General features: G+C 58.2%; 21 protein-coding genes. 11 read left to right on the top strand and 10 right to left on the bottom strand.

Annotation, left to right across the window (positions count from 1 at the left end; all coding sequences use genetic code 11):
* Positions 1 to 104: 104 nt before the first annotated feature.
* Positions 105 to 2,351 (bottom strand): phosphoenolpyruvate--protein phosphotransferase, encoded by a 2,247-nt coding sequence (gene ptsP, locus RTE01_RS19715; RefSeq protein WP_041147035.1) that lies wholly within the window; start codon positions 2,349 to 2,351, stop codon positions 105 to 107.
* 12 nt (positions 2,352 to 2,363) lie between these two features.
* Positions 2,364 to 2,894 carry an RNA pyrophosphohydrolase gene (gene rppH / locus RTE01_RS19720; RefSeq protein WP_041147036.1) on the bottom strand — a complete coding sequence of 177 codons (531 nt, stop codon included), beginning with the start codon at positions 2,892 to 2,894 and terminating at the stop codon, positions 2,364 to 2,366.
* A 682-nt stretch (positions 2,895 to 3,576) separates the two neighbouring features.
* On the opposite strand from rppH, the gene mutH reads away from it, so the two are divergent.
* The 4 genes from mutH to RTE01_RS19750 all read left to right on the top strand — a co-directional run bounded on the left by mutH (position 3,577) and on the right by RTE01_RS19750 (position 6,667).
* Positions 3,577 to 4,272: a DNA mismatch repair endonuclease MutH gene (gene mutH / locus RTE01_RS19735; RefSeq protein WP_076945949.1), complete on the top strand. Its 696-nt coding sequence runs from the start codon at positions 3,577 to 3,579 to the stop codon at positions 4,270 to 4,272.
* Positions 4,273 to 4,335: 63 nt separating this feature from the next.
* Positions 4,336 to 5,049: a TerC family protein gene (locus tag RTE01_RS19740; RefSeq protein ID WP_041147038.1), complete on the top strand. Its 714-nt coding sequence runs from the start codon at positions 4,336 to 4,338 to the stop codon at positions 5,047 to 5,049.
* Between the two features lie 125 nt (positions 5,050 to 5,174).
* Positions 5,175 to 5,393 carry a YgdI/YgdR family lipoprotein gene (locus RTE01_RS19745; RefSeq protein WP_004867116.1) on the top strand — a complete coding sequence of 73 codons (219 nt, stop codon included), beginning with the start codon at positions 5,175 to 5,177 and terminating at the stop codon, positions 5,391 to 5,393.
* A 233-nt stretch (positions 5,394 to 5,626) separates the two neighbouring features.
* Positions 5,627 to 6,667, top strand: a complete 1,041-nt coding sequence (locus tag RTE01_RS19750; RefSeq protein WP_041147039.1) for an NADP(H)-dependent aldo-keto reductase — start codon at positions 5,627 to 5,629, stop codon at positions 6,665 to 6,667.
* Positions 6,668 to 6,724: 57 nt separating this feature from the next.
* On the opposite strand, the gene lplT is transcribed toward RTE01_RS19750, so the two are convergent.
* Together lplT and aas are read right to left on the bottom strand one after the other, a co-directional pair.
* Positions 6,725 to 7,918 carry a lysophospholipid transporter LplT gene (gene lplT / locus RTE01_RS19755; protein ID WP_134527589.1) on the bottom strand — a complete coding sequence of 398 codons (1,194 nt, stop codon included), beginning with the start codon at positions 7,916 to 7,918 and terminating at the stop codon, positions 6,725 to 6,727.
* A complete protein-coding gene (aas, locus tag RTE01_RS19760; RefSeq protein ID WP_041147041.1) occupies positions 7,911 to 10,070 on the bottom strand; it encodes a bifunctional acyl-ACP--phospholipid O-acyltransferase/long-chain-fatty-acid--ACP ligase in 2,160 nt (719 codons plus the stop codon). The genes lplT and aas overlap by 8 nt, the downstream gene beginning before the upstream one ends.
* Positions 10,071 to 10,828: 758 nt before the next feature.
* On the opposite strand from aas, the gene galR reads away from it, so the two are divergent.
* Positions 10,829 to 11,845, top strand: a complete 1,017-nt coding sequence (gene galR / locus RTE01_RS19765) for an HTH-type transcriptional regulator GalR (RefSeq protein ID WP_041147042.1) — start codon at positions 10,829 to 10,831, stop codon at positions 11,843 to 11,845.
* Here galR and RTE01_RS19770 read toward each other — a convergent pair.
* The 4 genes from RTE01_RS19770 to RTE01_RS19785 form a co-directional block, all read right to left on the bottom strand.
* Complete coding sequence (locus RTE01_RS19770) at positions 11,806 to 12,285, bottom strand: GNAT family N-acetyltransferase (protein ID WP_076945946.1); 480 nt, start codon at positions 12,283 to 12,285, stop codon at positions 11,806 to 11,808. The two genes, galR and RTE01_RS19770, sit on opposite strands and share 40 nt — an antisense overlap.
* A complete protein-coding gene (locus tag RTE01_RS19775) occupies positions 12,282 to 13,055 on the bottom strand; it encodes a GntR family transcriptional regulator (protein ID WP_134527592.1) in 774 nt (257 codons plus the stop codon). Before RTE01_RS19775 ends, RTE01_RS19770 begins: the two co-directional genes overlap by 4 nt.
* A gap of 67 nt (positions 13,056 to 13,122) precedes the next feature.
* Positions 13,123 to 14,550, bottom strand: a complete 1,428-nt coding sequence (locus tag RTE01_RS19780; protein ID WP_041147732.1) for a glycoside hydrolase family 1 protein — start codon at positions 14,548 to 14,550, stop codon at positions 13,123 to 13,125.
* Between the two features lie 7 nt (positions 14,551 to 14,557).
* The gene (locus tag RTE01_RS19785) at positions 14,558 to 15,895 is read right to left on the bottom strand and encodes a PTS sugar transporter subunit IIC (RefSeq protein WP_041147045.1); all 1,338 of its coding nucleotides are present in this window, start codon (positions 15,893 to 15,895) and stop codon (positions 14,558 to 14,560) included.
* 313 nt (positions 15,896 to 16,208) lie between these two features.
* Between RTE01_RS19785 and RTE01_RS19790 the strand changes: the two genes are divergently transcribed.
* Positions 16,209 to 17,207 carry a LacI family DNA-binding transcriptional regulator gene (locus RTE01_RS19790; protein ID WP_166793789.1) on the top strand — a complete coding sequence of 333 codons (999 nt, stop codon included), beginning with the start codon at positions 16,209 to 16,211 and terminating at the stop codon, positions 17,205 to 17,207.
* A 1-nt stretch (position 17,208) separates the two neighbouring features.
* On the opposite strand, the gene lysA is transcribed toward RTE01_RS19790, so the two are convergent.
* Positions 17,209 to 18,471 carry a diaminopimelate decarboxylase gene (gene lysA, locus RTE01_RS19795; protein ID WP_041147047.1) on the bottom strand — a complete coding sequence of 421 codons (1,263 nt, stop codon included), beginning with the start codon at positions 18,469 to 18,471 and terminating at the stop codon, positions 17,209 to 17,211.
* Between the two features lie 135 nt (positions 18,472 to 18,606).
* On the opposite strand from lysA, the gene RTE01_RS19800 reads away from it, so the two are divergent.
* Positions 18,607 to 19,533 carry a LysR family transcriptional regulator gene (locus tag RTE01_RS19800; protein WP_041147048.1) on the top strand — a complete coding sequence of 309 codons (927 nt, stop codon included), beginning with the start codon at positions 18,607 to 18,609 and terminating at the stop codon, positions 19,531 to 19,533.
* Here RTE01_RS19800 and RTE01_RS19805 read toward each other — a convergent pair.
* On the bottom strand, positions 19,520 to 20,212 hold the full coding sequence (locus RTE01_RS19805) for an aspartate/glutamate racemase (protein ID WP_141335293.1): 693 nt from the start codon (positions 20,210 to 20,212) through the stop codon (positions 19,520 to 19,522). The genes RTE01_RS19800 and RTE01_RS19805 overlap by 14 nt on opposite strands.
* A 138-nt stretch (positions 20,213 to 20,350) precedes the next feature.
* Here RTE01_RS19805 and RTE01_RS19810 point away from each other — a divergent pair, with 138 nt between their 5' ends.
* From RTE01_RS19810 to RTE01_RS19825, 4 genes are all read left to right on the top strand, one after another.
* Positions 20,351 to 20,677 (top strand): cupin domain-containing protein, encoded by a 327-nt coding sequence (locus tag RTE01_RS19810; RefSeq protein WP_041147050.1) that lies wholly within the window; start codon positions 20,351 to 20,353, stop codon positions 20,675 to 20,677.
* Positions 20,678 to 21,210: 533 nt separating this feature from the next.
* A complete protein-coding gene (locus RTE01_RS19815) occupies positions 21,211 to 22,101 on the top strand; it encodes a carbohydrate ABC transporter permease (RefSeq protein ID WP_041147051.1) in 891 nt (296 codons plus the stop codon).
* Positions 22,094 to 22,996 carry a carbohydrate ABC transporter permease gene (locus RTE01_RS19820; RefSeq protein WP_041147052.1) on the top strand — a complete coding sequence of 301 codons (903 nt, stop codon included), beginning with the start codon at positions 22,094 to 22,096 and terminating at the stop codon, positions 22,994 to 22,996. Before RTE01_RS19815 ends, RTE01_RS19820 begins: the two co-directional genes overlap by 8 nt.
* Positions 22,997 to 23,008: 12 nt before the next feature.
* Complete coding sequence (locus RTE01_RS19825; RefSeq protein WP_041147053.1) at positions 23,009 to 24,136, top strand: ABC transporter ATP-binding protein; 1,128 nt, start codon at positions 23,009 to 23,011, stop codon at positions 24,134 to 24,136.
* Positions 24,137 to 24,150 lie beyond the last annotated feature (14 nt).

Below are 24,150 nucleotides of genomic sequence, written 5' to 3' on the forward strand. Positions count from 1 at the left end.
ATGTATACGAATGCGAATAAGCGGCGGTACATTCCCGGCAGGCGGCGCGCGGCGCCCCTTCGGGCCGGGAATGAGCGAACAGCGGCACAGGCGCCCTGGCAGAACTAGCGGCCGCCGCGGATCAGGCCGCCCAGCCCTCGACGCTCCATAAAGGCCGCAACCTGATGGCGAACCTCCGTCGTCATCTGCGCCTCCAGGCTACGCCGGGAAAGCTCCTGGGCCTCTTCGATGTCAATGCGGCGCAGCAGGTATTTGACCCTTGCTACCGACCGGCCGTTCATCGACAGGTGGCGATAGCCAAGGCCAATCAGAATGGTGACGCACATCGGATCCCCGGCCATTTCGCCACAAAGCCGCAGGTCGATGCCGAAACGTTCGGCGTCGCGGGCAATCATCGCCAGCGCCCGCAGCACCGCCGGATGCAGGCTGTCGTACATATTCGCCACCCGGGTATTGTTGCGATCGACGGCGAGGATGTACTGCGTCAGGTCATTGGTGCCGACGGAGATAAAATCGACGCGGCTGGCGAGCTGCGCCAGCATGAAGACCATCGACGGCACTTCCAGCATCACGCCGATGCGCGGGCGCGGAATGGCGTAGCCAATCATCTCTTCAACTTCGCGGCTGGCGCGGTCGATCAAACGGCGCGCCTCGTCGACCTCATCGAGGCTGGTGATCATCGGCAGCAAAATGCTGAGGTTGCCGGTGGCGGCATTCGCGCGCAGCATCGCCCGCACCTGAATAAGGAAGATCTCCGGCTGATCGAGCGTGATGCGGATCCCGCGCCAGCCGAGGCACGGATTCTCTTCGCTGATCGGCATATAGGGCAGCTGCTTGTCGGCGCCGATGTCGAGGGTGCGCAGCGTAACCGGCTTCTCGTTAAACATCTGCAGCATGCCCTGATACTGGGCAACCTGCTCCTCTTCCGACGGAAAGCCGCTCTGCAGCATAAAGGGAATTTCAGTGCGGTACAGGCCGATACCGTCAATAAAGCCGCCGAGCTTCTCTTCATGGCCGAGGCTCAGGCCGGCGTTCAGCATGACCTTCACCCGCTCGCCGCTTTTCAGCTCGGAGGCGCGCTCAAGATCGTCTTCCGCCAGGCGGCTGAGCTCGTTCTCTTCGCTGATCAGGCGCTGATACTCTTTCAGCAGCGCCGGTTCCGGGTCGACCAGCAGCTCGCCGCGGTAGCCGTCCACCACCAGGGTGTGGCCATGCAGCAGTGAAGGCTGAATATCGGCTCCCATTACCGTCGGGATCCCCAGCGCGCGCACCATGATGGCGGCATGCGAGTTTGCCGCCCCGTCCCGCACGACAACGCCTACCAGCCTGTCCTGAGGGACCTCCGCCAGCGTCGTCGCCGAGAGTTCGTCGGCGACCAGAACGATCCGCTCCGGCCAGGTGTTTGGCCCCTGGGTGGTGTCGTCAAGATGAAACAGCAGCCGCTGGCCGAGCGTGCGCAGATCGCCGGCCCGCTCTTTAAGATAGCCGTCGCTGAGCGCCGCAAACTGCTCGGCGAACTTCTCGATAATTTTTTTCACCGCCCACTCGGCGACGGCCCCTTTGTCGACTTCCGCAAAGAGTTCGCGGCGCAGGCGCGCGTCTGAAAGCAGGTGGGAATAGAGGTCGAAGATAGCCGACGTCTCTTTTTGCGCCCCGGCGGCGTAGCGCTTGCTGTAGCGACGAAACTCACTGGCCGCCTCTTCCAGCGCGCCGGTCAGGCGCTCGCGTTCGGAAGCCGTGTCCAGCGTCGAGGCTTCGTACACCTGCTCCATCAGCGGCAGGCTGACGTCCATCCAGCCTTCGGCGATTGCCACCCCCGATGAGGCGGGCAGCGCGCGGATCCGCGTCTGGCGATACTGGCCAAATAGCGCGGTCAGCTGCGACTGGGAGAGAATGGCGGCCATCTGCGTCGCCAGGGTTACGAGGAAGGACTCCTCGCTTTCATCAAACTGACGCAGCTCGCGCTGCTGCACCACCAGCACGCCCAGCAGCTGACGGCGCTGGATAATCGGCACGCCAAGAAAAGCGCGGAAGCGGTCCTCTTTTACGGCCGGAATGTATTTAAAGCTGGGGTGTTTATGCGCATCGGCAAGGTTGATGGGCTCGGCAAGGCGCCCGACGAGGCCGACGAGGCCTTCGTCAAAAGCAAGCGCAACGGTGCGCCCGCGAGGTTTTTTCAGCCCGCGAGTCGCCATCAGGTAATAGCAGCGTCGGTCGTGATCGGCCAGATAAACCGAGCAGACTTCCGTTTCCATCGCTTTGCAGATATCCGTGACCAGGATATCCAGCGCCTCGTTTAAACGCGGCGCACTCGCGACCTTCTCGACGATTTCTCGTAACCGAGTGAGCATAATGTGCGTGGCTTAACCTCTTTTACGTCGATATGCAGGCGCGCTTTGCGGCTTAGGTGCGGTTTCGGCCAGCGACATGGTGACGCTGGCGAACTCTTTCATCACCCGGCGGTAAACGTCGCGCTTAAACGATACCACCTGACGAACCGGATACCAGTAGCTTACCCAGCGCCAGCCGTCGAACTCGGGCGTGCTGCTGGTTTGCATATTGACTTCCGCATCGCTGCCGATCAACTGCAGAAGAAACCACTTCTGTTTCTGGCCGATACAAACCGGCTTCGTGTCCCAACGCACCAAACGTTTAGGCAATTTGTAACGCAACCAGTTACGGGTAGAGGCCAGAATGCGGACATCTTTACGACTTAGCCCAACCTCTTCAAACAATTCCCGATACATTGCCTGCTCGGCTGATTCTCCTGGATTAATGCCCCCTTGCGGGAACTGCCACGAGTGCTGGCCATAGCGTCTGGCCCACATAACCTGGCCCTGGCGATTACAGATTACAATACCGACATTTGGGCGGTAGCCATCGTCATCAATCACCGGACTACCTCAAAATAATCTTCAATGTGAACGATTGTTTCACACTCGCTGGAAACGGTAAACCACTCTGTTGCCACACGGCTCACGAATAACATTTGAATAACTCACAGTTATCAGCAGAGTTATAAACAGCGTCAGCCATCGCAGCGCCATTTTATTCACTTTTTCTGTGGATAGAGTTGTGAAGAAGTATGGAATTACCCAGGGAAAACCCGGAGTAGTCCGAAGCGCTTACCTGTAGCCATATTTAATAATGGCATTGTATTCATTAAGTTAGAATGTATTATTTTCATAAATTACAGCATAACGTGATGATCATCACACATGCGATCCTGGAACTGATGAAAGATCGAACAATGTCGGTTTTATCCACAGATTACGCCAGCTCATCGGGCATATTTTGTCTAAAAATTCGATTTTCGTCGCACGTCAAGGCTGTAAATGGAAACAGTAGTGAGGCTTTTCCCCAGTTATCCCACTTTTCTGTGGATAACATGGTGTAAGATCCTGTTCATTGCCAGTGACCAGTTCTGGAAAACCCGCTGCGGTAATTTTTTTAGCGGCAAAAAAGCAAAAAAAAAGTCATATGAATCATCAAATTGTCATACTTACCCAGGAAAAGGTAAACTCTATCCACAACGCACAAAAATAGCGCTCATTTTTTAACCAGAGGTTTCATCTTATGCCAGCCCTCTCGCCCCTGCTTGCACCGCCGCAAACCCAGCAGCAGCTTTTAGCCCAGGCCCAGCGGCTGGCGGGCTATTCGCTGGGCGAGCTGGCCGCGCTGGCGGGGATTCCGATTCCGCGCGATCTGAAGCGCGATAAAGGCTGGACGGGCATCCTGCTGGAGATTTGGCTGGGCGCCAGCGCCGGAAGTAAGCCCGAGCAGGATTTCGCCGCGCTGGGCGTCGAGCTGAAAACGATCCCCGTCGACGCTCAGGGACGGCCGCTGGAAACCACCTTTGTCTGCGTCGCTCCGCTCACCGGCAACAGCGGCGTCACCTGGGAGAGCAGCCACGTTCGCCATAAGCTCAAGCGCGTGCTGTGGGTGCCGGTAGAGGGCGATCGCGCGATCCCGCTCGCCCAGCGTCGGGTCGGGGCGCCGCTGCTCTGGACCCCCAGCGAAGAAGAGGATCGTCAGCTGCGGATGGACTGGGAAGAGTTAATGGATCTGATCGTCCTGGGCCAGGTCGAACGCATTACCGCCCGCCACGGCGAAGTGCTGCAGCTGCGCCCGAAAGCCGCCAACAGTAAAGCCTTAACCGAGGCTATCGGCGCGCACGGCGAACCGATCCTCACCCTGCCGCGCGGTTTCTACCTGAAGAAAAACTTTACCGCCGCCCTGCTGGCCCGTCATTTTCTGCTTAACCACGATTAATTTTTTGTTCTGCCCGCCGGGTTGCATATAATTGCGACTTTCTTTTTTGCAGGACTTTGAACAATGTTATTTGCATGGATAACCGATCCTAACGCCTGGCTGGCGCTGGGTACGCTGACGCTGCTGGAAATCGTACTCGGGATCGATAATATTATTTTTCTCTCTCTGGTTGTTGCCAAACTGCCCACCGCCCAGCGCGCCCACGCGCGACGCATCGGGTTGATGGGCGCAATGCTGATGCGCCTTGGGCTGCTGGCCTCCATCGCCTGGGTCGTTAAGCTGACCAACCCGCTGTTTAGCGCGTTCGGCCACGACATCTCCTTCCGCGATCTGATCCTGCTGCTCGGTGGGCTGTTCCTTATCTGGAAGGCCAGTAAAGAGATCCACGAATCGATCGAGGGGGAAGAGGAAGGTCCGAAGACCAACGTCCACTCGTTTATGGGCGCCATCGTGCAGATTATGCTGCTGGATATCATTTTCAGCCTCGATTCGGTGATCACCGCCGTTGGGCTCTCGGACCATCTGTTCATCATGATGGCCGCGGTGGTTATCGCGGTGCTGGTGATGATGTTTGCCGCCCGCTCGATTGGCGACTTTGTTGACCGCCATCCGTCGGTGAAAATGCTGGCGCTGGCGTTTTTGATTCTGGTTGGCTTCACCCTGATGCTCGAAAGCTTCGGTATCCATATCCCGAAAGGCTACATCTACTTTGCGATGTTCTTCTCGATTGCCGTCGAAAGCCTCAACCTGCTGCGTAATAAAAAAAATCCGCTGTAGCCCGCAAAAATGCAGCCCAAACCTGGGCTGCAATCTTTTTTAAGACTTTACTGCTTTTTATGTCTCACAAATCAGGCTATTAATACACTGGTGTGAGGTGCGACCATCAAGTAGAGGTGTTAACGATGAAAAAATGGGCAGTGTTGATTTCCGCCGTAGGACTGGCCTTCTCGGTTTCAGGTTGCAGCAGCGATTACGTTATGGCGACAAAAGACGGACGCATGATTTTGACCGACGGCAAGCCGGCGGTTGACGACGATACCGGTCTTATCAGCTACGAAGATCAGCAGGGTAATAAAATGCAGATCAATCGTGACGACGTTTCACAGATTATTAAGCGCTAAAGATTGCCGCGGCTAACCGCCTGCCGGCAATCGCCTGGCAACGCGTCCTCTGCAACAAATCACGGTGTTGAGAAAAGAGTCGGGTAAACCTGATACGTCCGCTGCAGCAGCCTGCGGACCCCACCAGCCCGGCTTTTTTGATCTTTTTACTTCCTCTTTTTCCTCCCCTCTGCCATTTTGATACTCCTTTGTCGGGGAAAGCCTGACCTTGTCGATAAAAAAGGAAGCCGGCTATGCAGTATCACCGTATCCCACACAGTTCTCTCGAAATCAGCACGCTGGGGCTGGGCACTATGACCTTTGGTGAACAGAATAGCGAGGCCGACGCTCACCAACAGCTCGACTACGCTGTCAGCCAGGGCATCAACCTGATTGACGTCGCTGAAATGTATCCCGTCCCGCCGCGCCCGGAAACTCAGGGGCTGACGGAAACCTACGTCGGCAACTGGCTGGCGAAACACGGCAGCCGCGAAAAGCTGGTTATCGCCTCCAAAGTCAGCGGCCCTGCGCGTAACAACGACAGCAGCATCCGCCCGAACCACGTCCTGGATCGCAAAAATATCCGCGACGCGCTGCACGATAGCCTGAAGCGTCTGCAGACCGATTATCTCGATCTTTACCAGGTTCACTGGCCGCAGCGCCCGACCAACTGCTTCGGCAAGCTGGGCTACACCTGGACCGACTCCGCGCCGGTGGTCACCCTGCTGGATACCCTGGAAGCGCTCACCGAATTCCAGCGCGCCGGCAAAATCCGCTACATCGGCGTTTCCAACGAGACGGCGTTTGGCGTGATGCGCTACCTGCACCTTGCGGATAAGCACGACCTGCCGCGCATCGTCACCGTCCAGAACCCGTATAGCCTGGTGAACCGCAGCTATGAAGTTGCGCTGTCGGAAGTGAGTCAGTATGAAGGCGTGGAGCTGCTGGCCTACTCCTGCCTGGCATTCGGCACGCTGACCGGCAAGTATCTCAACGGCGCGAAGCCGGCCGGCGCGCGCAACACGCTGTTCAGCCGCTTTACGCGCTACAGCGGCGAGCAGACGCAGCTGGCGGTCGCGGCATACGTCGATATCGCCAAACGGCATAACCTCGATCCGGCCCAAATGGCGCTGGCCTTCGTGCGCCGCCAGCCGTTTGTCGCCAGCACGCTGCTCGGCGCCACTTCGCTGGAGCAGCTGAAGACCAACGTGGAAAGCCTGCATCTTGAGTTAAGCGAAGAGGTGCTGGCAGAGATTGAAGCGGTGCACCGGGTTTATACCTATCCGGCGCCGTAAACGGCCTCTCCGGGCTACGGCAGGGACAACGCCGTAGCCCGCTAAGCGCAAGACTCGCTAGCGCCGCCGTCCCCAAAGCCACAGGGCGGCGATGGCCAGCGCGAATATCGCGCCAAAGACAACCCCGATGCCAACCACCGGTATGCCCGCCTTGACCGCCATCGAGTAGAACCCCAGCATCAACAGCATGGCGACGTTTTCGCCGAGATTTTGCACCGCTATCGCGTTGCCCGCGCCAACGGTATGCTTTCCTCGCTCCTGCAGCAGGGCGTTAAGCGGCACGATAAAGAAGCCGCCGAACACGCCGAGCAGCAGCAGCAGACCAAACGCCGGCAGAAGCGCATGCTGAAGGGTAAAGAAGATCACCGCGAAGCCAATCAGAATCCCGGCAGGCATGCAGCGGGAGACCGTTTGCAGCGTCACCAGCTTCGCCGCCGCGCCCGCGCCCAGCACGATCCCCACCGCCACCATCGCATTCAGATAGGTTGGCATCGCGTTGCTAGAAATCCCCAGCGCCACCGGCACCCACAGCACCAGCAGGAAGCGCAGCGTTACGCCGGCGCCCCAGAACAGGCTGGTTCCCACCAGCGAAAATCGCGTCTCCCCGTTGCGCCACAGCGTTTTACAGGCGCTGAAGAAGCTGTGGGTCATCGGCGTAAAGCGCCATGATTGTCCGGGACGGGCCGCCGGCAGTTTGGGGATCCACAGGTTCGCCACCACCGCACCGCCGTAGACCAGCGCGCAGAGGGCCAGCGCCGCCAGCACGTGCCAGTCCGCGAGGATGCCGCCCGCCATCGAGCCCAGCAGGATCGCGGCGATGGTCGAGGATTCCATCAGGCCGTTGGCCTTCACCAGCTTATCGCCGGTGGTCAGCTCGCCCAGAATGCCGTACTTCGCCGGGGAGTAGGCGGCCGCGCCGATCCCGACCAGGGTATAGCCGAGAAACGGATTCACGCCAAAGCAGATACAGCCGGCGCCAACCAGCTTCATGCCGTTGGCGACCATCATCACCCGTCCCTTGGCGAAGCTGTCGGCAAACTGCCCGACAAATGGCGCAAAGAGAATGTAAGCGCCCACAAACAGCATCTGCATCACCGGCTGGCTCCACTCCGGGTAGAACTGCTGCTTCATCAGCGCGAGGGTTGCAAACAGCAGCGCGTTATCGCCAAATGCCGACAAAAACTGGGCGCAGATAACCGCCATCATCCCCTTCGAGTACAGCGAATTGTTAGTGTGTACTGACTCACTCATCAGAATGTTCCGTCTCTTCAACCATACTTTTAAGGGTGACAAAGTCCGGCTTGCCGCTGCCGAGAACCGGCAGCTGCTTCAGCCAGCGAATGTCGCGCGGAACCGCCAGCTCCGGCACGCCGTGCTCACGGGCGTAGCGCAGCAGCTTTTCGCGATTCAGTTCATTATCGGTGGTGAAAAGCACTAAGGCCTCGCCTTTGCTGGCATCCTGCCTGATGGCCGTCCCGTGCATCCGCTCGGGGGAGACCGCCAGCGCCATCTGCTCAACCATCTCCAGCGACACCATCTCACCGGCAATCTTAGCAAAGCGCTTCGCGCGCCCCTGAATACGCACGTATCCCTGCTCGTCAAAGGTGACGATATCCCCGGTGTCGTACCAGCCGCTCTCCATTTCACCATGCTGGTTTTCCGCCCCAGGCGCTTCCAGCACGCCCGGGTTTTCCACCCGCAGATAGCCGTTCATAATGTTCGGCCCTTTCAGCTGCAGACGACCGCCCTCTTCAATGCCCGGCATCGCCAGCAGGCGCGCGTCCATGCCCGGCAGGATCCGCCCAACGGTGCCCACCTTCGCCGCCATCGGGACGTTAATCGACACCACCGGCGCGCACTCGGTTACGCCATAGCCTTCGAGGATGCGCAGGCCAAATTTGTCCTGCCACAGCTGTTTAGTGCTGTCCTGGAGTTTTTCCGCTCCGGCTACCACGTAGCGTAGACGATAAAAATCATAGGGGTTGGCAAAGCGGGCATAGTTCCCGAGGAACGTTGAGGTGCCGAACAGCACCGTGCAGTTGCGGTCATACACCAGCTCCGGCACCACGCGGTAGTGCAGCGGGCTGGGGTAGAGAAACACTTCCGCTCCGGTGAACAGCGGCGTGAACAGGCCGACCGTCAGGCCAAAGGAGTGGAACAGCGGCAGCGCCGACATAAAGCGGTCGTTGGCGGTAAAATCGGCGATGGTTTTAATCTGCTCGACGTTGGCAAGGATGCTCTTGTGGCTATGCACTACACCCTTCGGGTGGCCTTCCGAACCGGAGGTAAATAGCACGATCGCCGCATCTTCCGGCTGCTGCTTCACCTGCGCCAGCTTCGGCATTAGCAGATGGCTGAAGATCCACAGCTTGTCGGCGGTGGTGACGTCGCCTTTTAAATCCTCAAGAAATACCCAGCGCACCTGGGTTAGCTGCTCCGGGAGGTGCCAGAGCTTGCCCTTATCGAGGAAGGTGCGGGAGGTGAACACGGTTTTGATTTCAGCGGCGGTAATCGCGCTGCTCAGGCCTTTTACCCCGGCGGTATAGTTCATCATCGCCGGAATACGCCCGCGCGCTATCGCGCCAAAAATCACCGCCGCGCTGATCCCGGCGTTCGGCAGCATCAGGCCAATTTTTTCGCCCTGCGCGCTGTATTTTTCCAGAATTCGCGCGACAAACAGCGTTTTGGTCAGCAGCTTGCGGTAGGTATCCGGCTGGAAGTTAATATCTTCCACGCAGTTTTTCCGCGCGCCGAAACGGTCCTGCGCCGCCAGCAGAGACTCATACAGCGTCTCCCGCGGACGCACCGCCATCCGCGCTTCCATCATTATCTGATGCAGCATTTCGCCGGCAATTTTGCGGCGATCGCGGGCCCGCGGCGCTTCCGGCATCGGCAGATGCGTCGGCGGCAGCAGGTGGAGGCGGATGCGCGGGAACGGGCGGCGTCTGACCAGCCCTTTCAGGCGGCTGAACGGCGTCAGCTCGGCGCCTTCGATACGCAGCGGAACAATGGTGGCCTGCGACTTCGCGGCAACGAACGCGGCCCCATCGTAGATTTTCATCAGCGATCCGCTCACCGAGATGCGCCCTTCCGGGAAGATAACCACCGGCCGCCCCTGCTCAATCAGGCGTACGAGGTGCTTAATCGACATCGGTTTGGTCGGATCGAGGGGAACAAAGTCGATAATCGGCGACAGCGCGCGCATAAACCAGCGCTGGCTGATGGAGGCGTACACCGCAAAGACCGGGCGAACGGGAAGAAACAGCGCCAGCAGGACCCCGTCAAGGAAAGAGACGTGGTTCGGGGTAATGAGGACCTTTTTGCCATGCAGAGCCTGCGTGTCACCGGTCAACCTGACCCGGTACATTCCTTTGAACAGCAGCCTGAAAAATGCCAAAAGCATAACAACTCCATCTGACCGGTTATTAAGTCATTGAAGGTTACACGAGAAGGCGTTTGAAAGCAGTGTGGGGGAGAATTTTCACAATAAAAAAAACCTGCGCATCTGCGCAGGCCGGTGCAAGATAATCAGTACGAAATGCGTACTTAAAAAACTCACCTATCAATACCTCTGGGACCCTGATTGTGCGGTTTTTTGGCCCCGCGACGCCAGCGTTAAAACGCAAGGGAATGAGCCTAAGTGCAACCAGTTATTACCATTTTCGCTAACTGTAACAGCGGCGGATAGCGGCGCGACAACTGCCGATTTTTAGTGGCGCGCTGGGCGCAGAGAACATCGTCGGGGCGTACGGAACAGCCGTGAACGGCACACGCCCCGGAACACGCAGAATGAAAACGCCCGTCCGCCGGGGCTGATGGGCTACGGGCAAAAAAAAACCTGCGCATCTGCGCAGGCTGGTGTAATTAAAGTGGTCAACGTGAAGTCGACTCCACCTATCAATACCTCTGGGATAACCAGAATATCAATGCAGTGAACGGGGAAACCAGCGAACATTCGCAACAGCTAATCGCAAAGTGTAACCAAAGGTGTGAATTTACCCGCTGCCGTTTCATTCACCGCGACGGCTGTGTGTAACTTTGTCATCAGCAAGGCAAACCTGCATCACATTTGCGTTAACCCGTTAGCCCTTATCCTTGAATCTGCCGAGCTTTCCCGTAACATAACCTCAATGTAAACGCTTACCCTATAAAAGGTCAGGTATGGCGACAATTAAGGATGTAGCCCGACTCGCTGGAGTGTCCGTCGCTACCGTATCCCGCGTTATCAACAACTCCCCGAAAGCCAGTGAAGCGTCCCGCCAGTCCGTCAGCACGGCGATGGAAGCGCTGAACTACCACCCGAACGCCAACGCCCGCGCGCTGGCGCAGCAGTCAACGGAAACCGTCGGCCTGGTGGTGGGCGACGTATCCGATCCCTTTTTCGGCGCCATGGTCAAAGCCGTCGAGCAGGTCGCCTACAATACCGGCAACTTTTTGCTGATTGGCAACGGCTACCACAGCATCCAAAAAGAGCGCCAGGCGATTGAACAGCTCATTCGCCACCGCTGCGCGGCGCTGGTGGTACACGCGAAAATGATCCCCGATGACGAGCTCGCCGGGCTAATGAAGCAAATTCCCGGCATGGTGCTTATCAACCGCATACTGTCCGGCTTCGAGCAGCGCTGCGTGGCGCTGGACGACCGCTACGGCGCCTGGCTGGCGACCCGCCATCTGATCCAGCAGGGCCATACCCGTATCGGCTATCTGTGCTCCAACCACGCGATTTCGGATGCCGAAGATCGTCTGCAGGGCTATTACGACGCGCTCAAAGAGAGCGGCATAGCCATCAACGATCGGCTGGTGACCTTTGCCGAGCCGGATGAAAGCGGCGGCGAGCAGGCGATGACCGAACTGCTGGGACGCGGCAGGAATTTTACCGCCGTTGCCAGCTACAACGACTCGATGGCCGCCGGCGCGATGGGGGTGCTGAACGATAACGGCATCGACGTGCCGCGTGAGATTTCGCTGATTGGCTTTGATGATGTGCTGATATCCCGCTACGTTCGCCCGCGGCTGACCACGGTGCGCTACCCGATTGTGACCATGGCAACCCAGGCGGCAGAACTGGCGCTAGCGCTGGCGGACAGGCTCCCGCCGCCGGAAATCACCCACCTGTTCAGCCCGACGCTGGTTCGCCGTCACTCGGTGATCGCCCCGTCGGACAACGACAGGTCGTAGCGGTAGAGGTGCACGGCGGTGGCCGGATAATCGAGGCCCTCGCCGATATAGCGCCAGCCAAAGCGCTCATAAAAATCCCGGCAGGCGGAGTAGAGATGCAGCTGCGGATAGCCGCTCAGGCGGGCATAATCGATAACGTGCCGCTGTAGTTTTCCCGCCAGCCCCTGCCCGCGCGCCGCTTCGGCAACGTACAGCGCCGCCATCCACGGAAACAGGTCCTGACGGCTGATCAGATCGCAGCGCCAGAGCCCCACCGTTCCCAGCAGAAGCTCGCCCTCAACGGCAATAAAGGTCAGCGGCAGCGCGCCCGGCGTCTGGCTGTGGGCGACGATGCTGGCAAAAAACGCCTGCGGCAGCGTCTCGCCGCCAAAGGCCTGCCACAGCCACTCCGTGACCTGCGGCGCGTGCTGCGGCGCGGCGTACAGAGGCAGGATGGTCATACCGGCTTTCCCTGAAAAATCGGTACCGACTCAAACAGGTAGCCGTCAAAGTCCGGGGCGTCTTCGTCCGACAGCTCCAGCAGGCTTTTTTTAACATTTTCCAGGTGCTGCCACATCGCCTGCCAGGCGCCCATCACGTCGCGACGGCGCAGCGCGGCGAGAATCGCCTGCCGCTCGCCGAGCCACTTCAGGCGATAGGCGCGGCTGGCGATATGCGCGTTAAACTGCTGCCAGAGCGGGCTGCTGTCCATCTGCAGCCAGATACGCTCCACCGTTGCCAGCAGCATCTGGTTTTGCGTCGCCCCGGCCAGCACCAGGTGAAACATCCGCGCGTTATCCTGAGAGGCGTCGTTGCCGGCAATCGCCCGCTGCTCCTGCTCGATAATGCGCTTAAGGTTGTCGATATCGGCACGCGTCGCCATTTTTGCCGCAAAGGCGGCAATATTGCTCTCCAGCAGCTGGCGGGCCTGCAGAATTTCAAACGGACCGACGTCGCTGCTCAGCATCTGCTCTTCCTCGCTATCATCCTCGTGGGGAATGCGCATCACGTAAACGCCCGAGCCCTGGCGAATGTCGACCGTGCCCTGCAGCTCCAGCATCAGCAGGGCTTCGCGGACGATGGTGCGGCTGACGCCGTAGGTTTCAGCGATATTGCGTTCCGGCGGCAGCCGCGACCCAATGGGGTAACGCCCCAGCGCAATCTGTGCGCGCAAATCATCACCAATTTCCTGGTAGGGTTTCTTTTCCGGCGGAATTATAGCCTTCTCCACAATCTCACCTGTGCCTTGTCTGCGAGTGAATCCATATCGGCGCTATCTTAGCAAAATTTACGCCGGGCTAGCGCAACTCATCGTCGATATCCAGCGTCAGCTCGCGGCTTTCGCGCAGCGTGCGAAACCAGCCGGCGGAAGCCTTCGGTCGCCGCGCCCGGCCGTTCTGCAGATCGATTTCAATCAGCCCGTAGCGATTTTTAAAGGCGTTCATCGGCGACACGTTGTCGGTAAACGCCCACAGCATGTAGCCGTGACAGTTGGCTCCCGCCTCCCGCGCGAGCAGCGTCTGCCAGAGATGCTCGCTGATAAAGCGAATGCGGTACTCGTCGACAATGGTGCCTTCGTCGTTGCGAAACTGGCCTTCATTTTCAACGCCCATGCCGCTTTCGGCGATAAACCACGGAATATTGCGGTAATCATTTTTAATCCGCATCGCCATATCAAAGACAATGCGCGGATAAATTTCCCAGCCGCGAGAGGCGTTCATTCGCCGCCCGGGCAGCTCAAAGGGTTCGTAATACCAGGCCGGATGGAACGGCGTCTGCGGGTGCCAGGCGCGCGACGGCGCCTTCACCCGGTGCGGGTAGTAAAGGTTAATGCCCAGCTCATCCACGGTATTGTCGCGGATAATCGCCAGCTCTTCGGCGCTGTAGTCCCAGGCGACGTCGTGCTGCGCCAGCAGCGCAAATAGCGCGGGTGGATACTCGCCGTGGACCAGCGGGTCGAGGAAGATACGGTTGTAGAACAGATCGTAAACCTCGGCGGCGCGCACGTCGTGAGCGGCCGTTGAGCGCGGGTAGGTCACCTCCGGATTGAGAATACAGCCCACCGTCCCGCGATAGCCCTTATCGCGAAACAGCCTGACCACCTGCGCCGTCGCCAGCACCTTATGGTGGTTCCACTGCATCCACGTGCCGGTATTCTGCTCGTAGGGCCAGCGCAGCGCGTCAAGATAGACGCGGGTTTGCACGACGATCGGCTCATTGAAGGTAAACCAGCGCGTGACCTTGTGATGATAGCGGGCGAACACCTTCTCCGCGTAGCGGACGAACAGCTCAACGACCTTTTTGGCCGCCCAGCCGCCGTACTGCTCCAGCAGGTAGCCCGGCAGCTCGTAGTGTTCAAGGCAGATCATCGGCTCGATGCCGTTCGCCAGCAGCTCGTCGAACAGCCGGTCATAGTAGGCCGCGTACTCCTCATCAACCGTAACGTTTTCATAGTCGGTCAGAAAGCGCGACCAGTTGATTGAGGTGCGGTAGTGGGTGAGCCCCGCCAGCTTCATTAGCTGGACGTCCTCACGAAAGCGGTTGATAAAATCGGTGGCCACCGCCGGGCCGTAGCCGTTATGCCAGACGTGGCGATCGTGTTTGTACCAGAGATCGGGCCAGGAGTCCTGGCCCTCTTTCTTGCCGCTCCAGCCCTCGGTCTGCCAGGCGGAGGCCGCCGCGCCAAGGATAAAATCGTCGGGGATCGCAATCCTTTTTGTACTCATCATATCCTCAGGCGTTATCGGTTATTTGCGCGTTTTCCGCCTGCCGCTGCGCGGTTTCCAGGCGGCGGGAGGCAATCTTCACAAACGGCAGGTAAATCAGTACCGCGGTAATGATACAAACCAGCTGGGTCACCACCGCCCCCATCGAACCGGCGGTAGAGAGCCAGGCGTTAATCAGCGGCGGCGTGGTCCAGGGCACCATCACCACCGCTTTTCCGGCAAATCCGGCCGCCGTGGCGAAGTAGCCGATGCTGCCGGTCACCAGCGGCGTGATGATAAAGGGGATCGCGAGGATCGGATTGAGCATGATCGGCATACCGAAAATCACCGGTTCGTTAATATTGAACAGCCCCGGGCCGATCGACAGCTTGGCGATCTCTTTCATCTCTTTGCGCTTGCTGGCGATCATGACCGCAATCAGCAGGCCGATGGTCAGCCCCGAGCCGCCGATGCTCATATAGACGTCCCAGAACGGCATGGTGATGATGTTCGGCACCTCTTTTCCCTGCTCAAAGGCGCTCATGTTGACGGTGATCGCCCCCAGCAGCAGCGGTTCGCGGATCGGTTTGATCATCTGATTGCCGTGAATACCGATAACCCAGAACAGCTGGGCGACGAACATCAGCAGCAGGATCCCCGGCAGGCTTTGCACCACGCGCTCCAGCGGCTGCTGCACCACCAGATAGACCGCGTCATACAGGTACATGCCGGTCAGCTGATGGAAAATAAAGCCAAAGGTGGCGATGGCGGTGGTGGTAAAAATCGCCGGGATCAGCGCCGAAAACGACGCCGCCACGTTCGGCGGCACGGTATCCGGCATTCTGATCTTCAGCCCCTTGCGCGTCTCCAGCCAGCAGTAAATTTCTACCGACAGAATGGCGATAAACATGCCGAGGAACAGGCTGCGGGTGTCCGAGAACTGGCGCAGCAGCACGTCTTTGACCACCTGCATCTGGCCGTCAACCATCATCTCAACGGTGGTTGGGGTGACGCAGATAAAGCAAATGACCGCCAGCAGGCCGGGGAACAGGCTCTTGATGCCGTTAATGCGCCCCAGCTCGATGCCGATCAGAAAAACGGCGCCAATATTGAGGAAGTTGAGGGTCGCATAGTTTATTGCGCTGGTAATCGGCTTGAGCGCGGCGAGAAACGACAGCGACTGAAAGCTGGCCAGTCCGTTCTTCGGATCCAGCACCATATTTGAGATCAGCACCGAAAAGGCGCCAACGATGATCACCGGCATCAGGGTAATAAAGGCGGACTTTATCGCCATGATGTAGCGGTAGCTGTTGAATTTCGTGGCGAAACTCCCCAGTGAGTCGATCAGTTTTTCCTGCAATGCCATAGAGGATACCTCAGGTTTAAGGGCTTTTTGCGCGCCAGGTGTACAGCCGAACACCTTTTGGCATACCAAAAAATAGTCAGTGGCGGCAAAAAGTTCTGTGATTCAGATCTCAACGCCCGATTTGGCATTCCAAATTTTTAGGGATTTATCATATTGGCATACCGCATTGACGGCATCGCTTTCACCGTGGCACAGTTCCTGCAAAAAGCGTGATCCCGATAGTTCTTTGCACGGCGTAGAGGTCATATCCCCCTGAATGTCTGTGATAAACTGCAAAACACCACGTGATATCAGGAATCGATGAATGGCTACAATGCTGGATGTCTCAATTCGCGCAGGCGTCTCTAAAGCGACGGTTTCCCGCGTGTTGAACGGCACAGGTCAGGTAAAAGAGAGTACCCGTCAGCAGGTATTCAAAGCGATGGAGGAGCTGGGGTATCGGCCGAACTTTCTCGCCCGTTCGCTGGCCAACCGCACGAGCAACAGCATCGGACTGGTGGTTTCCACCTTCGACGGCTTCTACTTTGGCCGTCTGCTGCAGCAGGCCTCGCGCCAGACCGAAGCCTGGGGAAAGCAGCTGATTGTCACCGACGGCCACGATGCGCCGGAGCGCGAAGAAGAAGCGGTGCAGATGCTTGCCGATCGCCAGTGCGACGCCATCATCCTCTACACCCGTCATATGAGCGAAAAGAAGATCATGTCGCTTATCGACTCCATCGAGATGCCGCTGGTGGTGATTAACCGCGACGTCAGCCTCGCGCGCGAGCGCTGCGTCTTCTTCGAGCAGGAGGATGCCGCATTCCAGGCGGTGAACTATCTGATTGCCCAGGGCCATCGCGAGATAGCCTGCCTGACGGTCCCCATGCACACGCCAACGGGCAAGGCCCGCCTGCAGGGTTACCGTAAGGCGCTGAAAAAAAATGGCATTGCGTGGGATCCGCAGAAAGTAAAATACGGCGATTCAACGATGACCCGCGGCTACGAGCTGTGCCGGGAGCTGCTGGAGGAAAAAACGCCGTTCAGCGCGCTTTTTTCCTGTAATGACGATATGGCGCTCGGCGCCTCGAAAGCGCTGCATCAGGCGGGACTGCGGATCCCGCAGGACGTTTCGCTCTTTGGTTTTGATGACGCCCCCAGCGCGAAGTGGCTGGAGCCGGGCCTGTCGACGGTCTATCTGCCCATCGACAATATGATCACTACCGCCATCGATCAGGCGATCAAGCTTGCTAACCATCAGCCGATCGAAACGATCCCGCCGTTTACCGGCACGCTGGTGCTGCGCGACTCGGTCACGACGGGTCCCTGGTTTTAGATCAGATCTGCTCTAAGACCAGCAGCTCCTGAATGGTCTGGCGGCGGCGAATCAGCCGCGCGCTGCCGTTATCGAACAGCACTTCCGGCAGCAGCGGGCGGCTGTTGTAGTTCGAGGACATCGACGCGCCGTAGGCGCCGGTATCGTGCAGCACCAGGTAATCGCCCGGCGCCACGTCAGGCAGCAGGCGCGTTTCCACCTTCCCCCCTTCCTGCTGGGTAAAGACGTCCCCGGATTCGCACAGCGGTCCGGCGACCACGGTTTCAACCATCGGCGCCGCGCTAAGATCGCGACCGTCCGCCGCCAGGGCGCTGATGTGGTGGTAGCTGCCGTACATCGACGGACGCATCAGGTCGTTAAAGCCGGCGTCGATCAGCACGAAGTGACGGCTGCCCATCTCCTTCACGCTGCGCACCTGGGAGACCAGCACGCCGGACTCCGCCACCAGGAAACGACCCGGCTCGATCTCCAGCTTCACCGGATGGCCAAGATGCTTCGCCACCTGCTCGCGCGCGGCGTTCCACAGGCCGTAATAGTGATCGGTATCGATCGCCTCTTCGCCTTCGCGATACGGGATCGACAGGCCGCCGCCGGCGGAGATCGCCTGCAGATCCTGACCAAACTCGATCACCTGACGCACCATTGCGCCGCACACCTGCTCGAGGTGAGCATAATCCACCCCTGAGCCAATGTGCATGTGAATCCCCACCAGCTGCAGCTGATAGCGACGCATCACCTCCAGCGCCGCCGGCAGGTGGCTATACCAGATACCGTGCTTGCTGTTTTCGCCGCCGGTGTTGGTTTTCTGGCTGTGGCCGTGACCGAAACCCGGATTGACCCGCAGCCACACGCGATGGCCCGGCGAGACTTCGCCCAGCTGGCTCAGCATATCCACCGACCCGGCGTTGACCGGGATCTGCAGCTCCTTCACCCGCTCCAGGGTCGCGTCGTCGATCAGATCGGCGGTAAAGACGATATCTTCCGGATGCTGCTGCGGATCGTAGCCCGCCGCCAGCGCGCGCTCAATCTCGCCAAGCGACACGGAATCGACCTTCACGCCCTGCTCGCGCATCAGGCGCAGGATATGAATGTTTGAGCAGGCCTTCTGCGCAAAGCGCACCACGTCAAACTTACCGAGCTGGGCAATCTGGCGGCGAATAATCTGCGCATCGTAGACCCATACCGGGCAGCCAAACTCGGCGGGCAGGCGCAGCAGGTTATCTGCGGTCAGGTCGGTATCGGTGGCGTAAAGCGAGCGTGGCATGGTGAACTCCGGCGTTGTTGACGTTGTGCGTGTTTTTTTATGATTACGCCATAGCCTGAAGGGAATAAAAAATATCGTTTTATCGTGAGTCTATGCAAAAATGATATGGATACCCCACACCATCCGAGAGCCGCCATGCCCGCCGTCAATTTGCGCCATATCGAAATCTTCCACGCGGTGATGACCACCGGTAACCTGACCGAGGCCGCCCGCATGCTGCATACCTCGCAGCCAACGGTCAGCCGGGAGCTGGCGCGCTTTGAAAAGGTGCTGGGGTTAAAGCTTTTTGAGCGCGCTCGCGGCCGCCTGCAGCCCACGGTACAGGGGCTGCGGCTGTTTGAAGAGGTGCAGCGGTCGTGGTACGGGCTGGACAGGATCGTCAGCGCGGCGGAAAGCCTGCGCGAGTTTCGCCAGGGCGAGCTATCGGTGGTGTGCCTGCCGGTATTCTCCCAGTCGTTTTTACCGCTGCTGCTGCAGCCGTTTCTGGCGCGCTACCCCGAGGTCAGCCTGCAGATTGTCCCCCAGGAGTCGCCCCTGCTGGAGGAGTGGCTCTCCGCCCAGCGCCACGATCTTGGCCTGACCGAAACCCTGCATACGCCCGCCGGCACCGAGCGCACGCCGCTGCTGACGCTGAATGAGGTCTGCGTCCTGCCGCAGAACCATCCGCTCGCCGCGAAGCAGGTTTTGACCCCCGCCGATTTCCACGCTGAAAACTACATCAGCCTGTCGCGGACCGACAGCTATCGCCAGCTGCTTGACGCCCTGTTCCTTGAACATCAGGTCAAGCGGCGGATGGTGGTCGAAACGCACAGCGCCGCGTCGATTTGCGCGATGGTGCGCGCGGGCGTCGGCATCTCGGTGGTTAATCCGCTCACCGCCCTCGACTATGCCGAAAGCGGCGTCGCGGTGCGCCGCTTCAGCATCGATGTGCCCTTTACCGTCAGCATGATCCGCCCGCTGCACCGCCCCGGTTCGGCGCTGGTTGATGCCTTTATTCACCATCTGCAGCACAGCCTGGCGCAGATCCAGCGCCCACTCGATACGGTGCTTAAGAAAGCATAAACTCCACCGCGTCCGCGGCGTGAATGGCCGCGGTATCAAATACCGGCAGCGGGCTGCTTTCTACGGGCACCAGCAGGCCAATCTCGGTGCAGCCGAAGATAACGCCTTCCGCGCCCTGCGCCGCCAGCGTCTCAATAACCTGCAGGTAGTAGTCGCGGGAAGCCTCGCTAAAGGTGCCGAGACAGAGCTCATCGAAGATAATCTGGTTGATCCGCTGGCGATCGTCGGCGGGCGGCACCAGGGTCTCGATCGCAAACTGCTGCTGCAGGCGGCCGCGATAGAACGTTTGCTCCATGGTATAGCGCGTGCCCAGCAGGGCGACGTTACGCATGCCCTTTTTCTCAATCGCCCGCCCGGTCGCATCGGCAATATGCAGAAACGGCACGCCGCAGCGCGCTTCAATGGCATCCGCCACTTTGTGCATGGTGTTAGTACAGAGCACGATACCTTCGGCGCCCGCCTGCTGCAGCCCCGCCGCCGCCTGGGCCAGCATATCGCCGGCACGCTCCCATTCTCCGGCGGCCTGACAGGCTTCAATCTCATGAAAATCAACGCTATGCAGCAGCAGGCTGGCGGAGTGCAGCCCGCCAAGACGCGCCTTGATCCCTTCATTGATCAGGCGGTAATAGGGAATGGTCGATTCCCAGCTCATTCCCCCCAACAGGCCAATCGTTTTCATCATTCGCTCCTTTTATGGTTTCCCCCAGTGAAGCAAACTTGTGATCAACTTTCCACTTCTCCCGTCGATCGTTTCTTTTTAGAAAATTGTGATATAAATTAAATGAAACATTGTTTCACTTAACTACAGGACCCGCGGATGTTTATTTTTCATAAAGAGACCACCCTCGACGATCTGGGCAACGGCGTGACCCGACGCATTCTGGCGCACGATGGCAAGATGATGGCGGTTGAGGTTAACTTTGACGCCGGCGCCATTGGGCCGATGCATAACCACCCCCACGAGCAGCTGACCTACGTGCTTTCAGGCGAGTTCGAATTCACCATCGGTGACGAGAAACACGTGGTCAGCGCCGGCGACACGCTCTACAAGCAGCCGCATATCATGCACGGCTGCGTGTGCCTGAAGGCGGGAACCCTGCTGGATACCTTTACGCCCGTTCGTCAGGATTTTCTGCAAAACTAATCTTCCCCGGCCGTGGTGGTGGAAGAGCGGGCATGCTCCCCTCTTTCGCCACCGTGCCCCCTTCACGTCCATCATTATTTGTTAAAAAATATGTACAAAGACAATCATTAGCCGGGCAATAAAATACCGCACGCCTGCGCCAGGTCACCTTTCCGGCACCTCTCCCCAGCCCTTACCAGCCTTACAAAACGCCCGCCATCTCATTTTTTGAAACATCGTTTCGACTCCGATCACATTTCCGCTATGAATCGAATGACTCTGTAATAAATCGCAATAAAATAAATTTAAAACGGCGTTTTATAAAATTAAAGGCGCCGGGCATAGCAAAGCCGAACCGGTGCACGCTCAGCAGGGAGCTGCGGGTGACAAACCATGACAAAAACAGGGTCCAACAGGGAAGGAAGCGCCAGCACAGACACCAGCAACAGATTAACTTTTCCGGCTGCTTTTCAGCGCGGATAGCGCACACAGCGTGAAGTACACCGGGTATAAACCGAATCCGTTTTACAAACTCGTAAGCCAGGTAGGTATGTATGAATGAAAACAAGCTGCTGGGATTGGCATGGATATCGCCCTATATCATCGGGCTGATAATCTTTACCGCCTTTCCCTTTGTTTCATCTTTCTTCCTCAGTTTCACTGAGTACGACTTGATGAGTCCGCCGGTATTTAACGGCATTGAAAACTATCGCTACATGCTGACCGAAGATTCTCTCTTCTGGAAGTCCATGGGCGTCACCTTCGCCTATGTCTTTTTAACCATTCCGCTGAAGCTGGCCTTTGCGCTGGGCATCGCGTTTGTTCTCAACTTTAAGCTGCGCGGCATCGGTTTCTTCCGTACCGCCTATTACATTCCGTCGATTCTCGGCAGCTCCGTCGCCATCGCCGTACTGTGGCGCGCGCTGTTCGCTATCGACGGCCTGCTGAACAGCTTTATCGGCGTGCTGGGCTTCGACCCGGTCAACTGGCTCGGCGAGCCGTCGCTGGCGTTGATGTCGGTGACCCTGCTGCGCGTCTGGCAGTTCGGTTCGGCTATGGTGATTTTCCTCGCGGCGCTGCAGAACGTTCCGCAATCGCAGTACGAAGCGGCGATGATCGACGGCGCCTCGAAGTGGCAGATGTTTATGAAGGTGACGGTGCCGCTGATTACGCCGGTGATCTTCTTCAACTTCATTATGCAAACCACCCAGGCGTTCCAGGAGTTTACCGGCCCGTACGTGATAACCGGCGGCGGCCCAACCTACTCCACCTATCTGTTCTCACTCTATATCTACGACACCGCCTTTAAGTACTTCGATATGGGCTACGGCGCGGCGCTGGCATGGGTGCTGTTCCTGGTCGTCGCGGTGTTTGCCGCTATTGCCTTTAAGTCTTCGAAATATTGGGTGTTCTACTCCGCCGATAAGGGAGGCAAAAATGGCTGATATCCAACAAATTTCCGCAGCACGGGACATCGCAGAGCGCGAGGTTGCCAGAACGCTGCGGCGGGAAAAAATGAACGCCAGCATCCGCTATGTGATCCTGCTGTTCGTTGGCCTGCTGATGCTCTACCCGCTGGTGTGGATGTTCTCGGCGTCGTTCAAACCGAACCACGAGATCTTCACCACCCTCAGCCTGTGGCCCGCTCACGCGACCTGGGACGGATTTATCAACGGCTGGAAGACCGGGACGGAATACAACTTCGGCCACTACATGCTGAATACCTTCAAGTACGTGATTCCGAAGGTGATCCTGACCATTATCTCCTCCACCATCGTGGCCTACGGCTTTGCCCGCTTCGAGATCCCGTGGAAGAAATTCTGGTTCGGCACCCTCATCACCACCATGCTGCTGCCGAGCACCGTGCTGCTCATCCCGCAGTACCTGATGTTCCGCGAAATGGGGATGCTGAACAGCTATCTGCCGCTGTACCTGCCGCTGGCCTTCGCCACTCAGGGGTTCTTCGTCTTCATGCTGATTCAGTTCCTGCGCGGCGTGCCGCGCGATATGGAAGAGGCGGCGCAGATTGACGGCTGCAACTCCTTCCAGGTGCTGTGGTACGTGGTGGTGCCGATTTTAAAACCGGCAATTATCTCGGTCGCGCTGTTCCAGTTTATGTGGTCAATGAACGACTTTATTGGTCCGCTGATTTACGTCTATAGCGTCGATAAGTATCCGATCGCGCTGGCGCTGAAAATGTCCATCGACGTCACGGAAGGCGCTCCATGGAACGAAATTCTGGCAATGGCGAGCATCTCCATTCTGCCATCCATCATCGTATTCTTCCTGGCACAACGCTACTTCGTACAGGGCGTCACCAGCAGCGGAATTAAAGGTTAAGAGGGAAATATCATGGCTGAAGTTATTTTCAAAAAACTGGAAAAGGTCTACTCCAACGGCTTCAAAGCGGTACATGCTATCGACCTGAAAATCGCTGACGGGGAGTTTATGGTGATCGTCGGGCCGTCCGGCTGCGCCAAATCCACCACCCTGCGCATGCTGGCGGGTCTCGAAACCATCAGCGGCGGCGAAGTGCGCATCGGGGAGAAAATCGTTAACAACCTCGCGCCAAAAGCGCGCGGCATTGCGATGGTGTTCCAGAACTACGCGCTCTATCCGCATATGACGGTGCGCGAAAACCTCGCCTTTGGCCTCAAGCTGAGCAAGCTGCCAAAGGATCAGATTGAGAGCCAGGTTAACGAAGCGGCAAAAATCCTCGAGCTGGAAGAGCTGCTCGACCGCCTGCCGCGCCAGCTTTCCGGCGGTCAGGCCCAGCGCGTGGCGGTAGGCCGGGCGATCGTTAAGAAGCCGGACGTGTTCCTGTTCGATGAGCCGCTCTCTAACCTCGACGCCAAACTGCGCGCCTCGATGCGCATCCGGATCTCCGACCTGCACAAGCAGCTGAAGAAATCCGGTAAACCGGCGACCACCGTTTACGTTACCCACGATCAGACCGAAGCCATGACCATGGGCGACCGTATCTGCGTAATGAAGCTGGGCCACATCATGCAGGTTGATACCCCGGACAATCTCTACCACAAGCCAAAGAATATGTTTGTCGCAGGCTTTATCGGCGCGCCGGAGATGAACATTCGTCCCTGCAAGCTGGTTGAGCGCGACGGCCGCCTGCATATGCACGTCGGTGACGATCTGCTGCCCCTCAACGATGCCCTGCAGAGCAAAGCCGAAGGCTACAAGGACCAGCCGCTGTTCTACGGCGTGCGCCCGGAGTTCGTCTCTATCTCCGACCAGCCGTTCGCCGAAGGCTGCGGTTCCGGTGAGATGGTGCGCGTGGAAAATATGGGCCACGAGTTCTTTGTCTATATGAAGGTCGCCGATTATGAGCTGACCGCCCGCGTCCCTTCCGATGAAGCGAGGCCGATGATCGAAAAAGGGCTGCATCGCAAGGTCTATTACCAGTTCGATCTCAACAAATGTCATCTCTTTGATGCGACGACCGAACAGAACATCTCTCTGTAATCACTGGAGTATTA

It is taken from the genome of Klebsiella terrigena, from assembly GCF_006539725.1.
Lineage (GTDB): Bacteria > Pseudomonadota > Gammaproteobacteria > Enterobacterales > Enterobacteriaceae > Klebsiella > Klebsiella terrigena.

What these genes read in the sequence shown, in the direction of transcription:
- RTE01_RS19815 (WP_041147051.1), top strand. Translation starts at nt 21,211, where the DNA reads ATGAATGAAAACAAGCTGCTGGGATTGGCATGGATATCGCCCTATATC.
- RTE01_RS19745 (WP_004867116.1), top strand. Translation starts at nt 5,175, where the DNA reads ATGAAAAAATGGGCAGTGTTGATTTCCGCCGTAGGACTGGCCTTCTCG.
- RTE01_RS19825 (WP_041147053.1), top strand. Translation starts at nt 23,009, where the DNA reads ATGGCTGAAGTTATTTTCAAAAAACTGGAAAAGGTCTACTCCAACGGC.
- RTE01_RS19820 (WP_041147052.1), top strand. Translation starts at nt 22,094, where the DNA reads ATGGCTGATATCCAACAAATTTCCGCAGCACGGGACATCGCAGAGCGC.
- aas (WP_041147041.1), bottom strand. Translation starts at nt 10,070, where the DNA reads ATGCTTTTGGCATTTTTCAGGCTGCTGTTCAAAGGAATGTACCGGGTC.
- RTE01_RS19750 (WP_041147039.1), top strand. Translation starts at nt 5,627, where the DNA reads ATGCAGTATCACCGTATCCCACACAGTTCTCTCGAAATCAGCACGCTG.
- RTE01_RS19810 (WP_041147050.1), top strand. Translation starts at nt 20,351, where the DNA reads ATGTTTATTTTTCATAAAGAGACCACCCTCGACGATCTGGGCAACGGC.
- mutH (WP_076945949.1), top strand. Translation starts at nt 3,577, where the DNA reads ATGCCAGCCCTCTCGCCCCTGCTTGCACCGCCGCAAACCCAGCAGCAG.
- lplT (WP_134527589.1), bottom strand. Translation starts at nt 7,918, where the DNA reads ATGAGTGAGTCAGTACACACTAACAATTCGCTGTACTCGAAGGGGATG.
- lysA (WP_041147047.1), bottom strand. Translation starts at nt 18,471, where the DNA reads ATGCCACGCTCGCTTTACGCCACCGATACCGACCTGACCGCAGATAAC.
- RTE01_RS19800 (WP_041147048.1), top strand. Translation starts at nt 18,607, where the DNA reads ATGCCCGCCGTCAATTTGCGCCATATCGAAATCTTCCACGCGGTGATG.
- ptsP (WP_041147035.1), bottom strand. Translation starts at nt 2,351, where the DNA reads ATGCTCACTCGGTTACGAGAAATCGTCGAGAAGGTCGCGAGTGCGCCG.
- RTE01_RS19740 (WP_041147038.1), top strand. Translation starts at nt 4,336, where the DNA reads ATGTTATTTGCATGGATAACCGATCCTAACGCCTGGCTGGCGCTGGGT.
- RTE01_RS19805 (WP_141335293.1), bottom strand. Translation starts at nt 20,212, where the DNA reads ATGAAAACGATTGGCCTGTTGGGGGGAATGAGCTGGGAATCGACCATT.
- RTE01_RS19785 (WP_041147045.1), bottom strand. Translation starts at nt 15,895, where the DNA reads ATGGCATTGCAGGAAAAACTGATCGACTCACTGGGGAGTTTCGCCACG.
- RTE01_RS19780 (WP_041147732.1), bottom strand. Translation starts at nt 14,550, where the DNA reads ATGAGTACAAAAAGGATTGCGATCCCCGACGATTTTATCCTTGGCGCG.
- galR (WP_041147042.1), top strand. Translation starts at nt 10,829, where the DNA reads ATGGCGACAATTAAGGATGTAGCCCGACTCGCTGGAGTGTCCGTCGCT.
- RTE01_RS19790 (WP_166793789.1), top strand. Translation starts at nt 16,209, where the DNA reads ATGCTGGATGTCTCAATTCGCGCAGGCGTCTCTAAAGCGACGGTTTCC.
- RTE01_RS19770 (WP_076945946.1), bottom strand. Translation starts at nt 12,285, where the DNA reads ATGACCATCCTGCCTCTGTACGCCGCGCCGCAGCACGCGCCGCAGGTC.